Annotated in this window: 17 protein-coding genes; 9 read left to right on the plus strand and 8 right to left on the minus strand. The window is 59.4% G+C overall.

Annotated elements, in window-relative coordinates; all coding sequences use genetic code 11:
- Positions 1-302: 302 nt before the first annotated feature.
- A complete protein-coding gene (locus HEP89_RS17285; protein WP_168692601.1) occupies positions 303-1,637 on the plus strand; it encodes a globin-coupled sensor protein in 1,335 nt (444 codons plus the stop codon).
- 180 nt (positions 1,638-1,817) lie between these two features.
- Here the strand turns inward: HEP89_RS17285 and HEP89_RS17290 are convergent, their stop codons facing one another.
- Positions 1,818-2,957 carry a protein phosphatase CheZ gene (locus HEP89_RS17290; RefSeq protein WP_077292417.1) on the minus strand — a complete coding sequence of 380 codons (1,140 nt, stop codon included), beginning with the start codon at positions 2,955-2,957 and terminating at the stop codon, positions 1,818-1,820.
- Positions 2,958-3,077: 120 nt separating this feature from the next.
- On the opposite strand from HEP89_RS17290, the gene HEP89_RS17295 reads away from it, so the two are divergent.
- Positions 3,078-4,256, plus strand: coding sequence for an MFS transporter (locus HEP89_RS17295; RefSeq protein WP_055655304.1), 1,179 nt, complete (start codon positions 3,078-3,080; stop codon positions 4,254-4,256).
- Positions 4,257-4,391: 135 nt separating this feature from the next.
- On the opposite strand, the gene dgcA is transcribed toward HEP89_RS17295, so the two are convergent.
- Positions 4,392-5,375 (minus strand): N-acetyl-D-Glu racemase DgcA, encoded by a 984-nt coding sequence (gene dgcA / locus HEP89_RS17300; RefSeq protein WP_168692602.1) that lies wholly within the window; start codon positions 5,373-5,375, stop codon positions 4,392-4,394.
- Complete coding sequence (gene dgcN / locus HEP89_RS17305; RefSeq protein WP_062488239.1) at positions 5,372-6,385, minus strand: N-acetyltransferase DgcN; 1,014 nt, start codon at positions 6,383-6,385, stop codon at positions 5,372-5,374. The genes dgcA and dgcN overlap by 4 nt, the downstream gene beginning before the upstream one ends.
- 125 nt (positions 6,386-6,510) lie before the next feature.
- Between dgcN and HEP89_RS17310 the strand changes: the two genes are divergently transcribed.
- The 5 genes from HEP89_RS17310 (at position 6,511) to HEP89_RS17330 (ending at position 12,874) form a co-directional block, all read left to right on the plus strand.
- Positions 6,511-7,659, plus strand: coding sequence for an ABC transporter permease (locus HEP89_RS17310; RefSeq protein ID WP_023000656.1), 1,149 nt, complete (start codon positions 6,511-6,513; stop codon positions 7,657-7,659).
- 7 nt (positions 7,660-7,666) lie between these two features.
- On the plus strand, positions 7,667-8,476 hold the full coding sequence (locus HEP89_RS17315) for an ABC transporter ATP-binding protein (protein WP_168692603.1): 810 nt from the start codon (positions 7,667-7,669) through the stop codon (positions 8,474-8,476).
- Positions 8,477-8,486: 10 nt separating this feature from the next.
- Entirely contained in the window at positions 8,487-10,493 is a 2,007-nt protein-coding gene (locus HEP89_RS17320; RefSeq protein WP_077292419.1) for an MlaD family protein, read from the plus strand.
- 26 nt (positions 10,494-10,519) lie between these two features.
- On the plus strand, positions 10,520-11,125 hold the full coding sequence (locus tag HEP89_RS17325; RefSeq protein WP_023014540.1) for an ABC-type transport auxiliary lipoprotein family protein: 606 nt from the start codon (positions 10,520-10,522) through the stop codon (positions 11,123-11,125).
- 225 nt (positions 11,126-11,350) lie between these two features.
- Positions 11,351-12,874, plus strand: a complete 1,524-nt coding sequence (locus HEP89_RS17330) for an SH3 domain-containing protein (RefSeq protein ID WP_168692604.1) — start codon at positions 11,351-11,353, stop codon at positions 12,872-12,874.
- Between the two features lie 7 nt (positions 12,875-12,881).
- On the opposite strand, the gene HEP89_RS17335 is transcribed toward HEP89_RS17330, so the two are convergent.
- The gene (locus HEP89_RS17335; RefSeq protein ID WP_075284093.1) at positions 12,882-13,796 is read right to left on the minus strand and encodes an AraC family transcriptional regulator; all 915 of its coding nucleotides are present in this window, start codon (positions 13,794-13,796) and stop codon (positions 12,882-12,884) included.
- 95 nt (positions 13,797-13,891) lie between these two features.
- On the opposite strand from HEP89_RS17335, the gene HEP89_RS17340 reads away from it, so the two are divergent.
- Positions 13,892-14,641, plus strand: a complete 750-nt coding sequence (locus tag HEP89_RS17340) for an SDR family oxidoreductase (RefSeq protein ID WP_062488241.1) — start codon at positions 13,892-13,894, stop codon at positions 14,639-14,641.
- Positions 14,642-14,725: 84 nt separating this feature from the next.
- On the opposite strand, the gene HEP89_RS17345 is transcribed toward HEP89_RS17340, so the two are convergent.
- Genes HEP89_RS17345 through HEP89_RS17355 form a run of 3 tightly spaced genes read right to left on the minus strand, consistent with a single transcriptional unit; the run spans position 14,726 to position 17,592 of the window.
- On the minus strand, positions 14,726-16,033 hold the full coding sequence (locus HEP89_RS17345) for a TRAP transporter large permease (RefSeq protein WP_055655294.1): 1,308 nt from the start codon (positions 16,031-16,033) through the stop codon (positions 14,726-14,728).
- Between the two features lie 18 nt (positions 16,034-16,051).
- Positions 16,052-16,561, minus strand: coding sequence for a TRAP transporter small permease (locus HEP89_RS17350; protein WP_168692605.1), 510 nt, complete (start codon positions 16,559-16,561; stop codon positions 16,052-16,054).
- Positions 16,562-16,563: 2 nt separating this feature from the next.
- Positions 16,564-17,592, minus strand: coding sequence for a TRAP transporter substrate-binding protein (locus HEP89_RS17355; protein ID WP_228148033.1), 1,029 nt, complete (start codon positions 17,590-17,592; stop codon positions 16,564-16,566).
- Between the two features lie 164 nt (positions 17,593-17,756).
- On the opposite strand from HEP89_RS17355, the gene HEP89_RS17360 reads away from it, so the two are divergent.
- Entirely contained in the window at positions 17,757-18,290 is a 534-nt protein-coding gene (locus HEP89_RS17360; protein ID WP_168692606.1) for a MarR family transcriptional regulator, read from the plus strand.
- 167 nt (positions 18,291-18,457) lie between these two features.
- Here the strand turns inward: HEP89_RS17360 and HEP89_RS17365 are convergent, their stop codons facing one another.
- Entirely contained in the window at positions 18,458-18,736 is a 279-nt protein-coding gene (locus HEP89_RS17365; protein WP_168692607.1) for a GIY-YIG nuclease family protein, read from the minus strand.
- Positions 18,737-18,767: the final 31 nt, after the last annotated feature.

An 18,767-nucleotide genomic window follows, 5' to 3' on the forward strand; every position in this document is an offset into this window, starting at 1 on the left:
GACGGCGCGAACAGGGCTGCTGAAAATTGAATTCCAGCGTGGATTGCCAGGCAACGGCGCCGCGTCTTCTCCTTTCATCACCTGAACATTGCCAGCGTACCGATGCATCGAGCATGGCGCGGAACGCCTTGTTGTGCCTTTAAACAGCCCGCATGGGTTCGCGAGGGAACAGGTGACACGTGCTTTATTGAATCAGGATCTCCTGCCTCTTCACTGTGAGGCTCGGAGGTTCGGCAACTGAACAGCGATCAGCTCACGGGCCCGTCAAACCGGACCTCCATCGGCTGATCCAAGAGGCATTCATGCAGACAAACACCTTGAAAGATCGGCTGAAGTTTTTCCGTTTCACGGACGAGGATCGGGCTGTGGCCCAGTCCATGTGGCCGGCAATCAAGGAAGCCTTGCCGACCGTTCTGGACGGGTTCTACGCACACGTTAAAACCGTGCCGCATCTGGCGGCACTGGTCGGTAACCAGCAGTCGCGCCTGGTGAAGGCACAGATGAGCCACTGGGAAGGGCTGTTTGCAACGGGCCCGGATGAAGCCTACCACAAGCGCGCTGTGCAGATCGGCCTCACACATGTGCGGATCGGCCTCGATCCCAGCTGGTACATCGGTGGCTATTCCTTCGCCCTCACGCAACTGACGGAGACGGTCCTGAAGAAGCGCTTCATGTCGACCGGCAAGCGCGTTCGGGCCATGCAGGTGATGACGAAGCTGGTCATGCTGGACATGGATGTCGCGATCTCCACCTATCACGAGAAAATGGTGGCAGACGCTGTCGGACGCGAGACCGAACTGAAGGCCGCCATCCAGGAGTTTCAGGGCGTTCTGGGCGGTACGGTCGGCACGCTTGGCTCGGCATCCGAACAACTTGAAGTGTCTTCGGGCAGTCTGCGCCGCGAGACGGGCTCCATCGGCGAGCGGATGGTCAAGATGGACAACACGTCTGCCGAAACCGCAAGCGGTGTCCAGTCAAGCGCGACGGCAACGGAGGAAATGTCCGCTTCCATCACCGAGATCGGTCGCCAGGCAGGCCAGTCCCGCGAGATGGCACTGAAGGCCGTGGAAGGTGCACGCAGCACAAACGACTCCGTAACGAAACTTGCCGGCTTCGCGGATCAGGTCGGATCAGTGATCGGGCTGATCTCTGAAATTGCCGAGCAGACCAACCTGCTGGCACTGAACGCCACCATTGAAGCGGCGCGTGCCGGGGAAATGGGCCGCGGATTTGCGGTTGTCGCAGCCGAAGTGAAGGAACTCGCCAGCCAGACCACCAAGGCGACGGAAGAAATCACCGAACAGGTCGCCAGCATTCAGCAGGCGACCAGACAGTCTGTGCAGGATATCGAAGGCATCACCTCGATAATCGGTGCCCTGTCCGAAATCGCGACCGGCATTGCCTCCGCGGTGGAGCAACAGGCGTCGGCAACGGCAGAAATCTCGGCCAACGTCCAGATCGCTGCACAGGGCACCCAAGCCTTTACCGACGAGATTACCGCTGTGCGCGGGTCGGTCGAAAATGTCGAGGGGACTGTCGGCACCATTCAGGACATGTCGACGGCGCTGAAAGACCAGGCCGGCCAGCTCGGCCAGCAGGCGGAACAGTTCTTCGCCAAGATCAATTCCGGCCGCTGACCGCCACCTTGCTGTCCCGGCCTTGCGCCGGGACCTCGGAGGCAAAGGGTCTTCCGCTCGCGCGCCCCGGCTCCCCGATCCCGGAAATCCGTAGCGTTCCATCCGCAAGAATCGATAGGAGCGGCAATAAAAAAGGCGCCGTAACGGGCGCCTTTTTCGAAAATCCTGCCGGATGCAGACTTAGTTGAAGAGTGCCTGGCGCTCGGCTTCGGACAGCTGTTTCAGCGGATCTTCACCATCTTCTTCACTGACTTCCTCGGTCAGCTCCCATTCGGCGTCGGCCTCGGCTTCGTCTGCCGCTTCATGAGTGCCACCACCCACTTCGCTGTCGAACAGGCGTTCGATGGCAGCTTCATCCAGAGTGGCGTCCGGGTCGGCACCAGCGAATTCGTCGTCTTCTTCCTCTTCGTCGGCAGCAGGAGCGGAGGCGAACATGTCGTCGATAGCGGCTGCGTCCATCGGCTCGTCACCGCCGGCCATGATGGCATCGACGTCGGCTTCGCTTGCCATGATGGCATCAACATCAGCTTCGCTGGCATGCTTCGGAGCTTCTGCCGGGGCTGCTTCCGCGCCGGTTTCCTTCAGTGCGGCGTCAAACACGTCGTCGCTGACGGACATCAGCTCATCAACGTTGTTCTGGGAAACGCCGCCCGCAAGCTGCGGACCGTTCAGGAGATGTGCATCCGGACGAGTGTCGACCGGGCCAGCCGTTGCTTCGGCTTCCAGCTCCTGGATGCCCCAGATGTTGATCATCAGGTTGATGCGGCTTTCAAGATAGCGCAGTACCTGAACAACCTTGTTGGTCCGCTGGCCGGTCAGATCCTGGAAGGAACAGGCCATGAAGATTTCGGTCGCCTTGGCATCGATGTCGTCGCACACGGCATCGTCCGCACCATTCTCGCGCAGGACCCAGGCCTTCTCCTGAATCTGCTCTGCAGCTTCCAGAATGGATTGGGTCGCGCCTTCGGTCTGGGTGACGATGGCATCGAGTTCGTGAGAGGCGTCGACAAAGCGGTTGCTTTCCTCGCCTTCCGCCTTGATGTTGGCAATCTCGGCCTTGGTACGCTCGATAGCCTCGTGCATGTCGGCAATGTCGAGACGGATCTTGTCGAGATCCGGCACCTTGCGCTGCCGGGTCATCATTTTCTCTAGCCGGCCAATCGCGGTCAGGATCTCGGTGGTTTCCGGGGTCTTGTTGCGATTGAGAAACTCTTTCAGAAACCTGCGCCCGCGATCGGACTCCATCAGGGTCTGTTCGAGAGTCTGGTATTCGGCTTCGCCGATCAGCTCCGGCTGTTCCTGTGCTGCTTCCGCTTTCATGTGGACGCGAATCTCAACTTGCCTAAGGGTCGTTTATTGCCGTAACACGGACAACTTCGCCCCCAAGGTAAGGCGGAAAACGTTAACATCCTTTTAGGGCGCTACTTCGCCCGGTATCCCATGTCGCTCGACCGTTCCAGTATCAGCAGCCGTGTCTCGGCCCTGTTCGCCAGCCATTTCTTCGGCGTTGGCCTGTTTCTGCCGTTTATTCCGGTCGTGCTCGGGTTTCGCGGGCTGACAGCGGCTGAAATCGGATTTGTTCTGGGGATAGGCACGATTGCCCGGATCGCGGCAAGTCCGCTTCTGTCGAATCTCTCCGACCGCACCGGCCAGCGCCGTCTGTCGATCCTGATCTATTCGCTGGCCGCCGCGTTTTTCATCGGGCTCTACTTTCTGCCGTTAGGGCTGGTGTTCCTGTCCGTCGCGGTGATCGGCTACATGGTCATGAATGCGCCGGTGGTGCCGCTCAGCGATGCCTATGCGCTGGATGTCCAGCGCAATACGGGAGCGGATTACGCCCGCATGCGGCTATGGGGTTCAGCCGGTTTCGTGTTTGCCAGCATCTTCGGAGGTTCGTTGGCTGCGGAAGGTACGTCCTGGCTCATCGTGGTTGCCGTCGGCCTTGCGTCCCTGGCAACGGGTGCTGTTGCCATGTCGCTTCCCCGGCAAAAACGTGGTGAAACGCCTTCCGAAGCGGCTGACGGGACTTCGGACGACCACAAGGACACGCCGTTCAAAAGCGTCTGGTTCTGGCCGCTGTTGATGGTGCTTGGATTGTACCAGGCGAGCCATTCAGCCTTTTACGGCTTCGGGACGCTTTACTGGCAGGCGATGGATGTCCCTGACTTTGCGATCGGTCTCTTGTGGGCGACGGGTGTTGCGGCTGAAATCGCCCTGTTCACGGTTGCCGGAAAACTGGCACAACGGTTTGATCCGCCAATCTTTCTGCTGGCCGCCGGGGTGGCGGCAACCTTGCGTTGGCTGCTGTTCCCCTTCGCCGACACGCTCCCCGCCATGGCTGCCTTGCAGACTTTGCACGGCCTATCTTTCGGCGCGGCCCATCTGGGGGCCGTCGCGATCCTTGCACGGGTCGTGCCGAGCCGTTGGGCGGGAACGGGGCAGGGGCTGCTTGCGACTTCCGTAGGCATCCAGATGGCGATCGGCCTCAGCATTTCCGGCGCCATTTACGAGATCAATCCGGACTGGCCCTTCTTCGTGATGTCTGTGGTTGCGGCAATCGGCACGCTGTTGACACTGGCGATGACGCCAATGCTGCGAAATCGCATGGCGGCGGAGTGAGGTTGGGGAATTTCCGTATTCTCCCGCTGAAGAGGGATTTCAGCGCCCTTCGATAGTGCAGATACGCATGCCCACAAAAAACGCCGGCCCAATGAGAAGGAACCGGCGTTTTTCTGTTTTCCGAGGTCGAAGCGCTTACCCCCACAGCTCCGGCTGAGGCGGATAGAGCGTGCTGCCTTCGAACTTCAGTCCCGGTGAGCGGTCTTCGGCCAGGAGCAGCGGTCCGTCGAGGTCGACAAAATCCGCCTTCTGGGCGATCAGGACCGCAGGCGCCATCGCGAGAGACGTGCCGAGCATGCATCCGACCATGACCTTGAGATCCTGGGCGCGTGCTTCATCGCAGAGCTTCAGCGCAGCCGTCAGACCACCTGCCTTGTCGAGCTTGATGTTGACCGCGTCATATTTTGCGCGCAGCCCATCGATGCTCTTGCCCGGATGAAGGCTTTCGTCCGCGCAGATCACTACACGCCGCTCGAGCCCTGCCAATAAACCGTCGTTCTTTGACGGCAATGGTTGTTCGATCAGGGCCACGCCCGCAGCTTCGCAGGCGGCCATGTTGATCTCAAAGCAGCTTTCGTCCCAGGCTTCGTTGGCATCGACGATCAGGGTGCTTTCAGGAGCGGCAAGGCGTACGGCGGCAATCCGCTCGTCATCACCGGGGCCGGCAAGCTTGATCTTCAAAAGCGGGCGGTGAGCTGCAGCGCGGGTCTTTTCAGCCATCTTTTCCGGCGTGTCGACGCTGATGGTGAAGGCTGTCGTGACCGGCTTCAGCGGACCGACACCGGCAATGTCCGTTGCCGGTGTTCCGGATCGTTTTGCTTCCAGGTCCCAAAGAGCGCAGTCGACGGCATTCCGGGCTGCTCCGGCGGGCATCGCCTCCAGAAGCTGTTCCCGGCTGAGGCCGTTTTTCAAAAGGGGCGCGATTTCCTCGATCTGCGTCTGAACGGTTTCGAGCGATTCGCCATAACGCGGATAGGGCACACTTTCGCCATGGCCGGTTGCCTTGCCGTAACTCAGGGTGACGACCACGACCTGGGCATGGGTTCGGGTCTCGCGGGAGATCCTGAAACCTCCCGCGATTTCGAAGCGTTGCGCTTCGATGCTGACCTCAAGGCTCATGGCGCACCGAATTCCGCCGAAACCTTGTCAACGATGGCTTCCATGCCGTAGCGGACCGGATCGGTCGCCGGCAGGCCGTGCTTTTCGCCGACCTTTGCCAGGTAAGCGAGGGCCTCATCGTCATCGAGTGCGGTGGTGTTCACCGCAATACCGACGCAGCGGATGTCCGGATTGGTGAGTTTGCCGCAGGCAATGGTCATGTCGATGACCTGCTGAATCGTCGGCAGAGCCGCCTCGACGCCGCGCATCTTGGTGCGTGTCGGTTCATGGCAGACGATGAAACCGTCCGGCTGGGAGCCGTGCAGAAGACCAAGGGTGACGCCGGCGAAGGACGGATGGAACAGCGAACCCTGGCCTTCGATGATCTGCCAGTTATCGGGATCGGTCTCCGGAGAGATCCACTCGGCAGCTCCGGAAATGAAGTCGGCAATTACCGCGTCGAGTGCGACACCGCGGCCGGAAATGAACACGCCGGTCTGACCGGTGGCGCAGAAGGTGCTGGAATAGCCCCGGTCGTTCATTGCCTTGTCCATGGCAAGGGCGGTGTATTTCTTGCCGACGGAACAATCGGTACCCACGGCCAGGATCCGTTTGCCTGCGCGTTTGGTGCCCTTGCCGGTGGCAAAAGCCATGCTGCTGTGGCGCACGTCGTGGAGCTGACGACCGTTCCGTTCTGCGGCTTCCTTGATCGCCGGCACGCTGGCAAGGCGCACATGGAGGCCGGAAGCGACGTCCATGCCGGCATCGAGTGCTTCGACGACAGATTCGACCCAGTGCTCCGGCAGGCGGCCACCGGCATTCACAGCTCCGATGATGAACGTCTTGGCGCCAGCTTCCGCCCCCTCTGCAATCGACATGTCGGCAAGGCCTGTGTCGGCGGCGCAACCGGGCATGCGGACCTGGCCCAGGCACCAGTCCTTGCGCCAATCGACGATGCCGATCGCGGTCTTGGCGGCGAGGGCATCGGGAACATCACCGAGAAACAACAGGTAAGGACGTGCAATTTCCATGGATTAAGCTTTCAAGTGGCTGCTGGAGGGTTTACCAACTTCATGGTGAATGACGGTTGGTATTGAACTTCTCCATCAGGTATACGAGGGATGGTGAACCAGCGGCAAGAGGGCAGCCAGCCGGAATGGCATTCTTGGAAAAAAACATCGCACCGGAGATGGTTCTGGAAGCAGACGGGCCGGATCATCAATACCTTGCCCTTTCCGGCGACTGGACTGTCAGCACCATCGCCGACGCAGAAAAAGAGCTGAACAGCCTCACGATCGACAAAAAAAGCCTGACCTGCATCGATGTGTCCCAGATCGAGCATCTGGATACGAGCGGCGCCTGGCTGATCCACCGCACGCGCGGCCGACTGGAATTCGAGGGACGCAAGGTTGGCCTGACCGGTGTCTCTCCCGTTCGCCAGACCCTGTTCGAGGAAATCGAGAGCCACCATCCTCCGAGATACAAGCCGGACAGGAACGGATTTTCCATTGCCGGCTTCCTGGAAGCAACGGGCCGCCAGATGGTGGACGTCTATCACGACGCCCTGGCGATGCTGCATATTCTCGGCTCGCTCGGCCTGGTTCTGTCGACAGTTCTGCTGCAGCCCAAACGCCTGCGCAGCATATCGATCGCGGTTCAGTTCGACCGGAGCTGCATTGGAGCCGTGCCGATCGTCGCGCTGATGAGTTTTCTCATAGGCGCCATCATTTCGCAGCAGGGCGGCTTCTACCTCAGGCAATTCGGTGCCGACATCTTCGTGGTCGACCTTGCAGGCATCCTGGTCCTCAGGGAAATCGGCGTGATCCTGACCGCCATCATGGTGGCAGGGCGCTCGGGATCCGCCTTCACGGCAGAACTTGGGGCGATGCGGATGCAGGAGGAAGTCGACGCACTGCATGTCATCGGCCTCAGTGTGACTGAAGTCCTTGTTTTGCCTAGGATTCTGGCGCTAATGATTGCTCTGCCGATCCTGACGTTCATTTCGGATCTCGCGGCGCTGCTGGGGTCCGGCATCGTGACATGGGCCTATCTGGACATTCCACCGGCCGCCTTCTTGACCCAGTTGCAGGCGGCAATCACGATCAATACGCTGGTCGTGGGTCTGGTGAAGGCGCCCTTCATGGCGCTGATCGTCGGCCTGATTGCCTGCGTGGAAGGGCTGAAAGTCGAAGGCTCCTCCGAATCTCTTGGCCGTCACACCACCATGTCGGTGGTGAAAGCGATTTTTCTAGTCATCGTGGTGGATGGTTTCTTCGCCATATTCTTTGCCGCGATTGGAGTTTGACCGACCGATGACGCCAAGCCAAAGCGTGACGCCTGCAAAAGAGACCGCCGCGACGGGAGAGACGTCGGACAATGTCCTGTCCGTGCGCGACATCACCGTTGGATTCGGTTCCAAGATCATTCTCCAGGATCTCGACCTGGATGTGCGCCGGGGCGAGGTGCTTGGTTTCGTCGGTGGATCGGGAACCGGCAAGTCCGTGCTTATGCGCACCATCCTGGGCCTGACTCCCAAGCGAACCGGGCAGATTTCGGTTTTCGGACACGACCTGTCGACCGCGAGCCCGAAGGAACGCACGGCAATCGAACGCCGCTGGGGGGTGCTTTTTCAGCAGGGCGCGCTGTTTTCCTCGCTTTCGGTCAAGCAGAACATTCAGGTGCCGATGCGGGAGCACCTGAAGCTTTCGCCGCAATTGATGGACGAACTGGCGACCCTGAAACTGGAACTGGTCGGGCTGCCGCAAGATGCCGCCGACAAGCTGCCGTCTGAACTTTCAGGGGGAATGATCAAAAGGGCCAGCCTGGCTCGCGCCCTTGCACTCGACCCGGATTTGGTGTTTCTGGACGAACCGACGTCCGGACTCGATCCGATCGGGGCGGCGGCCTTTGATTCGCTTATTGCAAATCTCAGTTCGACCCTCGGACTGACCGTTTATATGGTCACCCATGATCTTGATAGTTTGCATTCTATCTGTGATCGGATTGCTGTTCTTGGGAAAAAGCGGGTTCTGGCCATCGGCACGATGGACGATATGATGAAAAATGATGATCCCTGGATTAAATCTTACTTCAGGGGTGAACGGGCCCTGCGCCGAGTATAGGTTGGACTGAATGGAAACCCGCGCGAACTATATTCTGATCGGCGCCTTCATGGTCGCAATCCTGATCGGTGCGTTCGGCTTTGTGTATTGGCTCGCCGTCACCGCGGAATCCAGGCAGAACGTTGAACTGAAAATCGTCTATCCGGGCCCTGTGACGGGGCTTCCGGTCGGGGGGCAGGTGCTTTTCAACGGCATCAAGGTCGGCGATGTGAAATCGCTGGACTTTGCACCGGGGGATCCGACCAAGGTTGTGGCCACCGTTGGCATCAAGCCCTCGACGCCCTTGCGCGAAGATACCAAGGCAACACTGAATTTCACCGGCCTGACAGGCGTCGCCTATGTCGACCTCAGTGGCGGATCATCTGAATCGCCGCTTCTGCTGAGCATGTCCGACGACCAGGACGAGGACAAAGTTCCGGTCATCTACGCCGAAAGGTCCTTCTTCGATGACATCGTGGATGGTGCCCGCGATGTTCTCAAGCGTGCGGATTCGACCATGAAGACGGTCGACGACCTGCTGAAGGACAACGGCCCCGCAATCACCGAGATCGTCAACAACGCCGAGACCTTTTCCGCCGCGCTGGCCGCCAATTCCGATGGGGTGAAGGATTTCATGGCCAGCATCGGCAAGGCTTCCGATGCGTTTTCCAGCCTGTCCGGCCGGCTTGAGACGCTGGTGCAGGAAGGTGAACGCCTGCTGGCTGCCGTGCCTTCCGACAAGGTCACCGCCATTGTCGATGACCTGTCCAAGTTTTCTGCAAGTCTCGGCAAGGCCAGCAGCGACATCGATCTCCTGATGGCCGATGCTCAGAGCGCGGCCAAGGAACTGCAGACCTTCACGGTGAACCTGAATGAAGGGCTCGATCGCGTTCACAAGATTGTTGGCGCGGTTGATCCTGAAGATGTGCAGAAGGTGGTGCAAGGGGCCGCAGCCCTTGGCGAGGTGCTGCAGAAGCGCACCGGGGACATAGACAAGCTGATCAGTTCCACCAGCGAAACCATGCAGAACGTCAATGCGGTGGTGGAAAACATCCGGAACCAGGAAGGCGCGATCAAGGATATCGTGCAAGGCGGGCGTGATGTCGTGGTCAAGGTGGATGCCATCATGACGCGCGGCGTGGAAATTGCCGCTGCCATTGATCCGCTCAAGGTCGAGGAAGTGGTTGCCAATGTCAGCACCTTCACCGACAGCCTCAATGCATCGCTGGGTAAGGTCGACGAGCTTGTGGCGAGTGTCGATCCGGAGAAGGTCAGCAAGGCCGTCGACAATGTTTCCAGCATCATCGACAACTTCAACAATCAGCAGACGCAGATCAACGAGATCATCGCTTCGACCAAGTCCACCGTTCAGAACTTCGAGGCGGTTTCAGCGACGGTTCGTGGCCAGGATGACCGGATCGCGGCGCTGATAACGGATGTTCAGGCGGCTGCCGAACGTTTTGCGACGACGCTTCAGACCGCGAATGATCTTATGAAGGCCGTGGACCCGGAAAAGGTTGCGAATATCGTCGGTTCCGTTGAAACGGCGACAGCAGGCCTTGCAAATCCGGAAGACGGCATTCCGGCCATCCTGGAAAGTGCCCGCAAGGCTGCGGACAACGTTCAGCAGATGACGGACGATCTTTCGAAGCGGACACCTGACGTCGACCAGATCATCACCGATGCCAAGCAGATGACCGCGACGCTGAATTCCACCTCGGTGCGCGTCGAAAGCCTGGTCGAGAAGGTTTCCACAATGGTGGACGGCGATGGTGAAGGCTTGATCAAGGAAGCAACCTTGGCCGCGCAGGCAATCCGCAAGGTTGCGGTTGCGTTTGAAAGCCGGGCAGATTCGATTGCCGGTGGGCTTTCCAAGTTTGCGACCCAGGGCTCTGCGGATTTCGCTGCGGCGCTGGCGCAGGTTAACCGGACACTGATCTCGATCCAGCGGGCGGCGGAAAGCTTTGAACGCAGTCCGAACCGGGTGATCTTCGGCGGTGAAGATGTGCCGACATATTCCGGCGGGCGGCGCCGGTGAGACTGAATGTGCAGAGGCAGGGGCGTATGACGAAGGCAACCACTGACATGACCCGCCGGGGCGTCTTGACCGCTCTCGGGCTCGGCGTGCTTGTGTCCGGATGCGCCAGTTCCGCGCCGTCGGCCTACTACAGCATCGGTGCGGCCGACGTCGGTGGCCTACAGGGCCGGTCCAGCCGCGTTCAGGTTCTCGTTTCCGCACCCCGGGCACTGAAAGCGCTCGACACCAGTTACATCGCGGTTGTCGACAAGGGGCCGGTCTACAGCTACTTCCCGGATTCTGCCTGGGCCGACACGCTGCCCAACGTGGTGCAGCTGAAACTGGTCGAAACCCTGCAAAACACCAACCGCCTGCGCGGTGTTGGCCTGCCGGGCGACGGCCTGCTGATCGATTATCAGCTCCAGACGGAAATCCGTGCCTTCGAACTGCAGGTGGCGGGGGCCAATCGAGGTGTCGTCGAAATTTCGGCCCGCATCGTCAACGACCGCAACGGTCGAACAGTTGCCAACAAGGTCTTCCGGGCGGAAACGTCTTCCGGTAGCACGACCGTCGACAAGGCGGTCGAGGCCATGAACGCTTCAGCCGACCGGGTGTTTGCAGAAATGGCCGCCTGGACGCTGCAGAACGTCTGAGGCGGGTACCCTTAACAGCCGCAATTGGAAACCTTATCCGCATGTTGCCTCCGGCTCTCATGCGGCAGAGATTGATCCTCGTTCTCCGATGTGCGCTTGTCTGCTTGATGCAGTCTGAAATCCAGCGTCCTGAACAAATAATCGTTGCCGTCTTCCCTATCTGGGGGCAGTGAACAAGGCGGCTGCCTGCTAGTCAGGTGGCCAATGTTCAACGTGAGACGAGACATGATGAGAGTTGCGGGTGATCTCTGGTGCAAGGCTGGCGCCGTGCTTTTCATTATTCTGCTGGGGGCGTTTTCCATGCCCTTTGCAAATGCAGCCGACTTCAGGCTGCGGCCGGATCTCGAGCCGCACCTGAGAAGCCTCAAGCTTATCTATCCCCCTGAAGGACCGCACAGCGTTCTGGCGCAGCTTCCGAACTTGGAAGACGGGGAGGTTGGGCAGATCGATCAGTTTGCGCTTTATCCTGCGGAACCGGAAATGGCAACGCATGTGATCGAGCTTTCAGGCCCGATCGTGAAGGGCGATGCCGGCAAGTTGTCTGCCTTTCTGGACAGCATAAGTGGCCCGTCGATACGCTACCTCGTTTTCAACAGTCCTGGTGGCGATTTCCTCGAAGGGTTCAAAATCGCTGACAGCATCCGGTACAATCTTGAAAGTCAGGACCCGGACATTGGTGGCGTCTTCGTGCTGAAGAATACCAGCTGTGTGTCTGCCTGTGCTCTGGCATTCTCCCTGTCCGTCGACATGGTGCACCCCTTTGCCAGCGATGCCCGCTACGTTGAAAAAGGTGCGGAGCTTGGCTTTCACATGGCATATCTGGCCGGAAATCAAGGCGCGCAGGTCGAGCGTATCGACAAGATCCTGGCCTTTGGCTACCAGGTGACCGAACAATACAGCAAGCTGATTGGCTTCAACATCAATCCGCCTGAGCTGATGATGGAAGCCCTGAAGCATTCGACGGCAGACAGCTTCTTCTATCTGCGAGGCGGAATTAACACCTGGAACCTCGGCTTTTCTCCCGTTTCCAACGAAGCTGAAGCAAACCTTGTCCATGTGGGAGATGGTGTCGACTACGATGCCAACGAAATCTGCAACACCGTCAACGTGGCAGGGCGATCCTTCAAGGCCTACTACGAGGTCGCCGACCTGTTTCAGTTCATGAACTCGGAGTTCTCGCTTTCGGACTTGAAAGCTTTGAAAGGCAGAACGGCAACCCTCTATACTGATACGTTCTCCTGCCAGCTGTCGATGACGCCAGAAGGGGCTCTGTCCGTTGCACTCTGGCGCGGCAAACCTCTTTGTCTGCAACAGGGCCCCGGAAACGAGGAGGTCGACGGTGGCTTGCAGGGCTGGTGTGCTTCCAGGAAAGTCGTTTCAGCCCCTGTAACGCTGGGTCTGATGGGGAACGTCCTTGGGTGCTCGGACAACAGGCTTGTTTCCAAAAACAGCTGGGCAAGTGAAAACGGTGGCCCGTCCGGCCGGGTGAAAAGCAATGTGAATTTCCGCTCCAGCCCTGATGTGGGTGGGCAGATACTGGGTATGTTGCCTGCCGGCGCCACGCTCTCCTTGACCGGTTGCATGATCCGCGGAGACAAGGTCGGCATCTGGTACCAGGGACAGTTCGAAGGGCAGACAGGTTGGGTCAGCGCCCGATACATATCGCCGAACCTTTACTACGAAGCCGGTCAGTTTCTGCCGATTACGCGCCGGGTGAAGCCATCTTGGGAGGGTTTCTCGGAACAATAGACGGTGTTCAGGTCGTTGCACCTGCCTTGCCGTATCTGATAGGCGGGCAGCCAACGTGCCGGGTAAAGGCTGTGCTGAAGGCGCTGGTGGAGCCATAGCCGGTCCGGCTGGAAATCTCGCCGATGCTGTGAAGACCTGAGCGCAGCATGTGCTTGGCTAGCGTCATGCGCCAGTTGAGCAGGTAACTCATTGGCGGCAGGCCGACAATGCGGTTGAAACGGGTAAAGAACGCGGAGCGGGAGAGGCCAGCCTCGCCGGCCAGCGCCCGGATCGACCAGGCCTGTTGCGGCGCGCCGTGCATGGCACGCAGGGCAGGGGCCACCCGAGCATCCGCAAGGCCGCTGAGAAGCCCGGTAGAAGCGGTGGATTGGACGCTTGAACGGAAAGCCTCGATCAGGAGGACCTGCAGAAGGTTTTCCAGCACTACATCCCTTGCAGGGCGATCGGCCCGTGCCTCGTCGCGTACCAGGGCTGCCAGCGACGCCAGACGATCTTCGCCGCGCACAACCACCATCTCCGGCAGAAGAGAGACCAGCAGTTCGGCATCCGGGCTTCCGAAGCTGCAATGGCCAACCAACTGCTGAACCTGGGGCGGGGTTTCACGTGGGTCCAGCATGCCGACGCGCACAACACCATCTTCCCCGTAAACAGGCTGGCTGAAATAGCCTGGAGGTGGTGGAGGATCGAGACTGGTGACAGTCAGCCCACCAACGGCGGGCAGCAGCGCAAAATCGCCCGCTGACAATATCACCGGTGCTCTTCCGTCCACCTCCAGGTTGAGCCGCCCCATCAGCACCAGGCAATAGAACGCTTCGTTGACATCGTCCCGTCGCACCCGGAAGGGGCCGGAGGCTTCCCCGATTTTCGAGAAGGGGGCTCTGGGCCGCAGAAGTGTGATCACTTCGGACAGGGGATCTGCCATTTCGGACTTTCGATAAAAAGACTGAGACTTCTCATGATAGAAAGTTTTGTCCGTCGTGTCGATATGGGGAACATCCAACAACAGGAGATTTTGTCATGAAGACCATCATGATTACTGGATGTTCCTCCGGCTTCGGGCTGGAAACGGCGCGGCATTTTCTGAACGAGGGCTGGCGGGTGGTTGCGACCATGCGCAAACCCGACGCCACCTTGCTGCCGGCCTCCGAACATTTGCGCATTCTGCCGCTGGACGTGACAGATCACACCAGCATTGCCGAGGCCGTGGCTGCCGCCGGTCCGGTTGACGTGCTGGTCAACAATGCTGGTGTTGGCTGGTTGTCGCCCTTCGAGGCAACGTCGGAAGACGTGGTGCGCAGGATATTCGACACCAACACCTTCGGGACTTTCGAGATGATCCGCGCGGTGCTGCCGCAGATGCGGGAGAAGGGCGAGGGCGTTATCGTCAACGTGTCGTCCAGTGTCACGCTGAAGTCCTTGCCGCTGCTACCGGTCTATACCGCCAGCAAGGCGGCCGTGAATGCCTATACCGATTGCCTGGCTCTGGAGCTTGCGCCGCTTGGCATCCGCGTCCAGCTGGTTTTGCCGGGCCGCGCACCTTCGACCAGCTTTGGCACGAATGCACGAGCGTTGATGGCGGACGCGATGGAGGCGCCTGCGGCCTACAAGCCCTTTGTCGAGGAGGTGATGGGAGCCTTCATGGCAGATGCCGACAAGGAACCGACCCGGTCGGAAGATGTGGTCAAAGCCATCTGGCAGGCGGTAACCGATCCGTCGTGTCCCGCCCACCTTCCTGCCGGCAGCGACGCGGAAGCGCTGGCGGCCTGATGAAAGGTATGCCGGGCGGTGTGGCCACCGTCCGGCAATTCCTTGGAGTTCGGTTTTCCTGGCCATGCACCGGCCGGTAAAGCCTCAGATGAGCGCCAGTGACAGCAGCGGAACAGCAATCAACAGCGCCAGTCGCAGGATGTCGGCCAGCCAGAACGGCAGAATTCCGGCAAACATCGTCCTCAACGGCACGTCCGTCAGCACAGAGCGAAGCACGAAGACGTTGAGGCCTATCGGCGGCGAGATGAGGCTGATTTCGGTGACCACCACCACGATGATGCCGAACCAGATCAGCACCATTTCCGGATCTGCCAGCAAACCGCCACCGAAATCGAGCGAACTGACCAGCGGGAAGAAGACCGGGACCGTCAGCAGGATCATCGACAGGCTTTCCAGCACTGCCCCCAGCACCACGTAGATCAGTACCAGAACCAGAATGACGACATAGGCGTTGACGTCGAGCGACTGAACGAAGGTCAACAATGCGTCAGGCACACCGGCATAGCTGATGAAGTTGGAAAAGACTTCCGCGCCGATGATGATCGCAAAGATCATCGCCGTGGTACGCGCACAGTTGAGCGCGGCGGTGTAGAGCTTTTCAAACGTCAGACCACCGGACACGAGCGCGATTACGAAGGCGGCGGCAGCACCGATGCCGGCTGCTTCTGTCGGCGTGAAGAAGCCGCCGTAGATGCCGATCATGATCACGGCAAATAGCCCGACAACTGCCAGAACACCCCAGACGTCACGCTTTTCGAGCTTCATGTCTTCGGACGCGGTTGGCGCAAGCTCGGGTTTCAGCAGAACCGTGACGTAAATGGCACCGAGATAGAACAATACGCCCAGCAGGCCCGGGATGATGCCGGCAATGAACAACTTGCCGATGTCGGCCTCGGTCAGCAGGCCGTAGATGATCAGGATGACGGATGGCGGGATCAGGATGCCAAGCGTGCCACCGGCGGCGATGGAGCCGGTTGCCAGACTGTCGGCATAGCCTGCCTTGCGCATGGAAGGCATGGCCACCTTGGACATGGTGGCAGCCGTTGCCAGAGACGAGCCGCAAACTGCCGAAAAGCCGCCACAGGCGACAATGGCCGCCATGGCAAGGCCACCACGCATGCGGTGAAGCATGTGGTGAGCGGTCGAGAACAGCGACTGGCTGACACCGGAAATGGTCAGGAGGTTGCCCATCAGAATGAACAACGGGATCACCGAAAGGGTGAACGAAAGGCCGGTTTCGAAGGCTGCATTTCCGAGAAGGTTCAGCGCGGCATTCCAGTTGCGCAGGGCCGCGAACCCGGCAGTGCCGACAATGATCATTGCAATTGCAATGGGCACGCGGAGCAACACGAGCGCGAAGAGCGCAACGAAACCGATCAGAGCTTCAAGCATATTCAATACTCACTGGTATCAAGCTTTTTCGCGGAACCGCCTGGCCGCGAAGACTATGGCGGCGATGGCGGAGAGCGCGAAGGAGGCAGCTCCCAGCCAACCGATCAGCGAGAGCGGGATCTGAAGGGAATCCGTCACCTGTCCACGACGGTCCATCTTCTCGGCATGCTCGAACAGCTTGAATGCGATCAGGGCCAGGACACCGACCGTGCAAACAGCGGCAACCAATGTGCCGAGCCGTTTGAGAAGGGCGCTCTTGAGCCCGTCGAGCAGCTCCACCTCGATATGTTCGCCGGCAGCGGTCGTCAGTGGCAGGGCCAGGAAGATCAGCGTGGCCAGCAGCAGCTCCGTCAGCTCATAGGCACCGTTCACGGGGCTGTTGAAGGCATAGCGTGCGACGACGTCGACACAGGTTAGCCCGATCAGGCCGGCCAGCACACATAAACAGGCCAGCCCGAGCAGGAAACCGGCCCCTCGCCGGATCGTATCGATCCGGCGAGGGGCCTGGCCGTTGGATTCGGCAGACATGCTTAGTGCTTGATGCCGGTCTTGTCGCGGAACTCGGCCAGAGCGGCGGTGCCGTCAAAGCCGGTTTCGGCAACGGCAGCGGCCCAGGTAGCTTCATGCTTGGCTGCAAGTTCCTTGACCGCCTCCAGAACCGGGGCCGGTGCGTCGTAGACCTCAATGTCCTTGTCGGCAATGTAGGAAGCCGCACGGGCATCCGCGCCATCCCAGACGCCGCCGGCCATTTCGGCAAGGGCTTCACCGGAAATCTTGTCGATGGCCGCCTGGTCTTCTTCCGACAGGCCGTCCCAGACATCTTCATTCATGACCATGAACCAGGAGGTGTTGTAGAAGCCGCCCGGCAGGCTCATGGAGTATTTGGTGTAGTCGGTCAGATTGAAGGCCTGCAACGCTTCCATGGGGAAGGTGACACCATCGATGACACCGCGGGACAGCTTCTCGTAGACTTCGCCCGGGCCCATGAACTGGGTGATGATGTCAAGTTCCTGAGACAGGTCCGCAACATAGCCGCCCGGAGTGCGGATCTTCAGACCGGCAAAATCTTCAGGCTTTTCGATCTTGCGCTGGTTGTTGTGGAACATGCCGGGGCCGTGAACCCAAAGGCCGAGCAGCTTGGTGCCCTTGTGTTCACCTTGCGCGTCGAGGGTGCCGCCATAGACGTCCCAATAGGCCTTGGAGCCTTCGGTTGCGGTGTTTGCGATGAAGGAGAATTGGCCAATGCGCGAACGCAGGAAACGGTCGTCGCGCGTGAAGGAATGCAGGCCGTAGGTGATGTCGACGATGCCTTCGGCGGCAAGGTCGAAATGCTCGGGCGGCGAGCCGACCGGCTTCGGCAGAATGCGCACGGTTACGCGGCCATCGGTAGCCTTGGCAACTTCTGCTGCCCAGGGCTCCATCACGTCGGTAACGAGCGGGTGTTTCGGCGGCAGCCAGGACGACAGAACCAGTTCGTCGGCAGATGCGCTGGCGATGAAACCGGTCAATGCGGACGCTGCCACACCTGCGAGAATGGAAAGACACTTCAACTGTTTCACGATTTTCTCCTCCCCTTCATTTCATGAAGGCCGTTCTTGCCGGTATGATCCCGGACTTGAAACGTGATGCCAAACATAGTTACATATGCAACAAAATAGTTACACATGAAACCAAGTCAATCGTAAAATCGTGCAGACGACCTAACCAATACTGTTGAGCGCCGATGACCAAGCTGACCAATCCGGAGACCGAGACCCAAGAAGCCATTGGGATTGCGAGCGAAACGCCGGAGACGCCATTGCCCGACTTCGAGCTGGAAACATTTTTTCCCTACCGGGTGCGTGTCTTTTATTCCGACGTCACACGGGCTCTTTCAGCGGTTTACCAGCGCGATTACGGCATGATGCCTGCCGAATGGCGCACCATGGCCATTCTCGGCTCGGCCTCTGGCGGACTGCAGGCAAGCGAGATCGTTGCCCGCTCCAGCATGGACAAGGTCGTTGTCAGCCGGGCCGTGAAACGCATGGAAGAGCGTGGCTTTCTGACCCGCGAAAGCAACGAGGCCGACGGCCGCAGTTTTCTATTGCAGCTTTCAGAGGAAGGACGCGCGGCTTTCGAGGATCTTGCCCCCAAGCTGAAAGCCGTCGAACAGAAAATGCTCAGCGGCCTCTCCGCCGAGGAAATCGAGGAATTTCTCGCGGTTACCCGGCGGATCCGGGAGAACCTCTCGGACGAGTTGGACGGGGTGAGTGATTGAGAGGCGGTGGTCATTCGACTTCCAGTGGCCGGGCGATGCCCTAAGACGGCATTGCGTGCCGGATCTTGAGTCCGACTTGAAAGAGGCATCGCCTCATCCAGCTCTCATACGCTCTGCAAACGAGTAGGCCCCGGGTCTCGCGCTGCTCGCCCGGGGTGACACCGGGGTTAGGGTGCCATTAAATCATGCCACTCGGGATTGGACTTCTCGATTAGTTGAACTTTCCAGGATCTGCGCCATTTCTTGAGGCGTTTCTCCATGGTGATGGCTTCGCTCACATCATCGAACGCTTCTGCAAATACCAAATTGCCGATGCCGTGCTTGCGGGTAAAATCGCCGCCTGCCCCACCGCGATGCTCCTCAACGCGCCGGGCAAGATCGTTTGTCACCCCGATGTAGAGCGTGCCGTTCATCCGGCTTGTCAGGATGTAAACGTAATAGGTCAAGCTTCACCTCTGAAGTGAATTGCATTTGACG

The sequence above is a fragment of the Labrenzia sp. 5N genome (assembly GCF_012395805.1).
GTDB lineage: Bacteria > Pseudomonadota > Alphaproteobacteria > Rhizobiales > Stappiaceae > Roseibium > Roseibium algicola.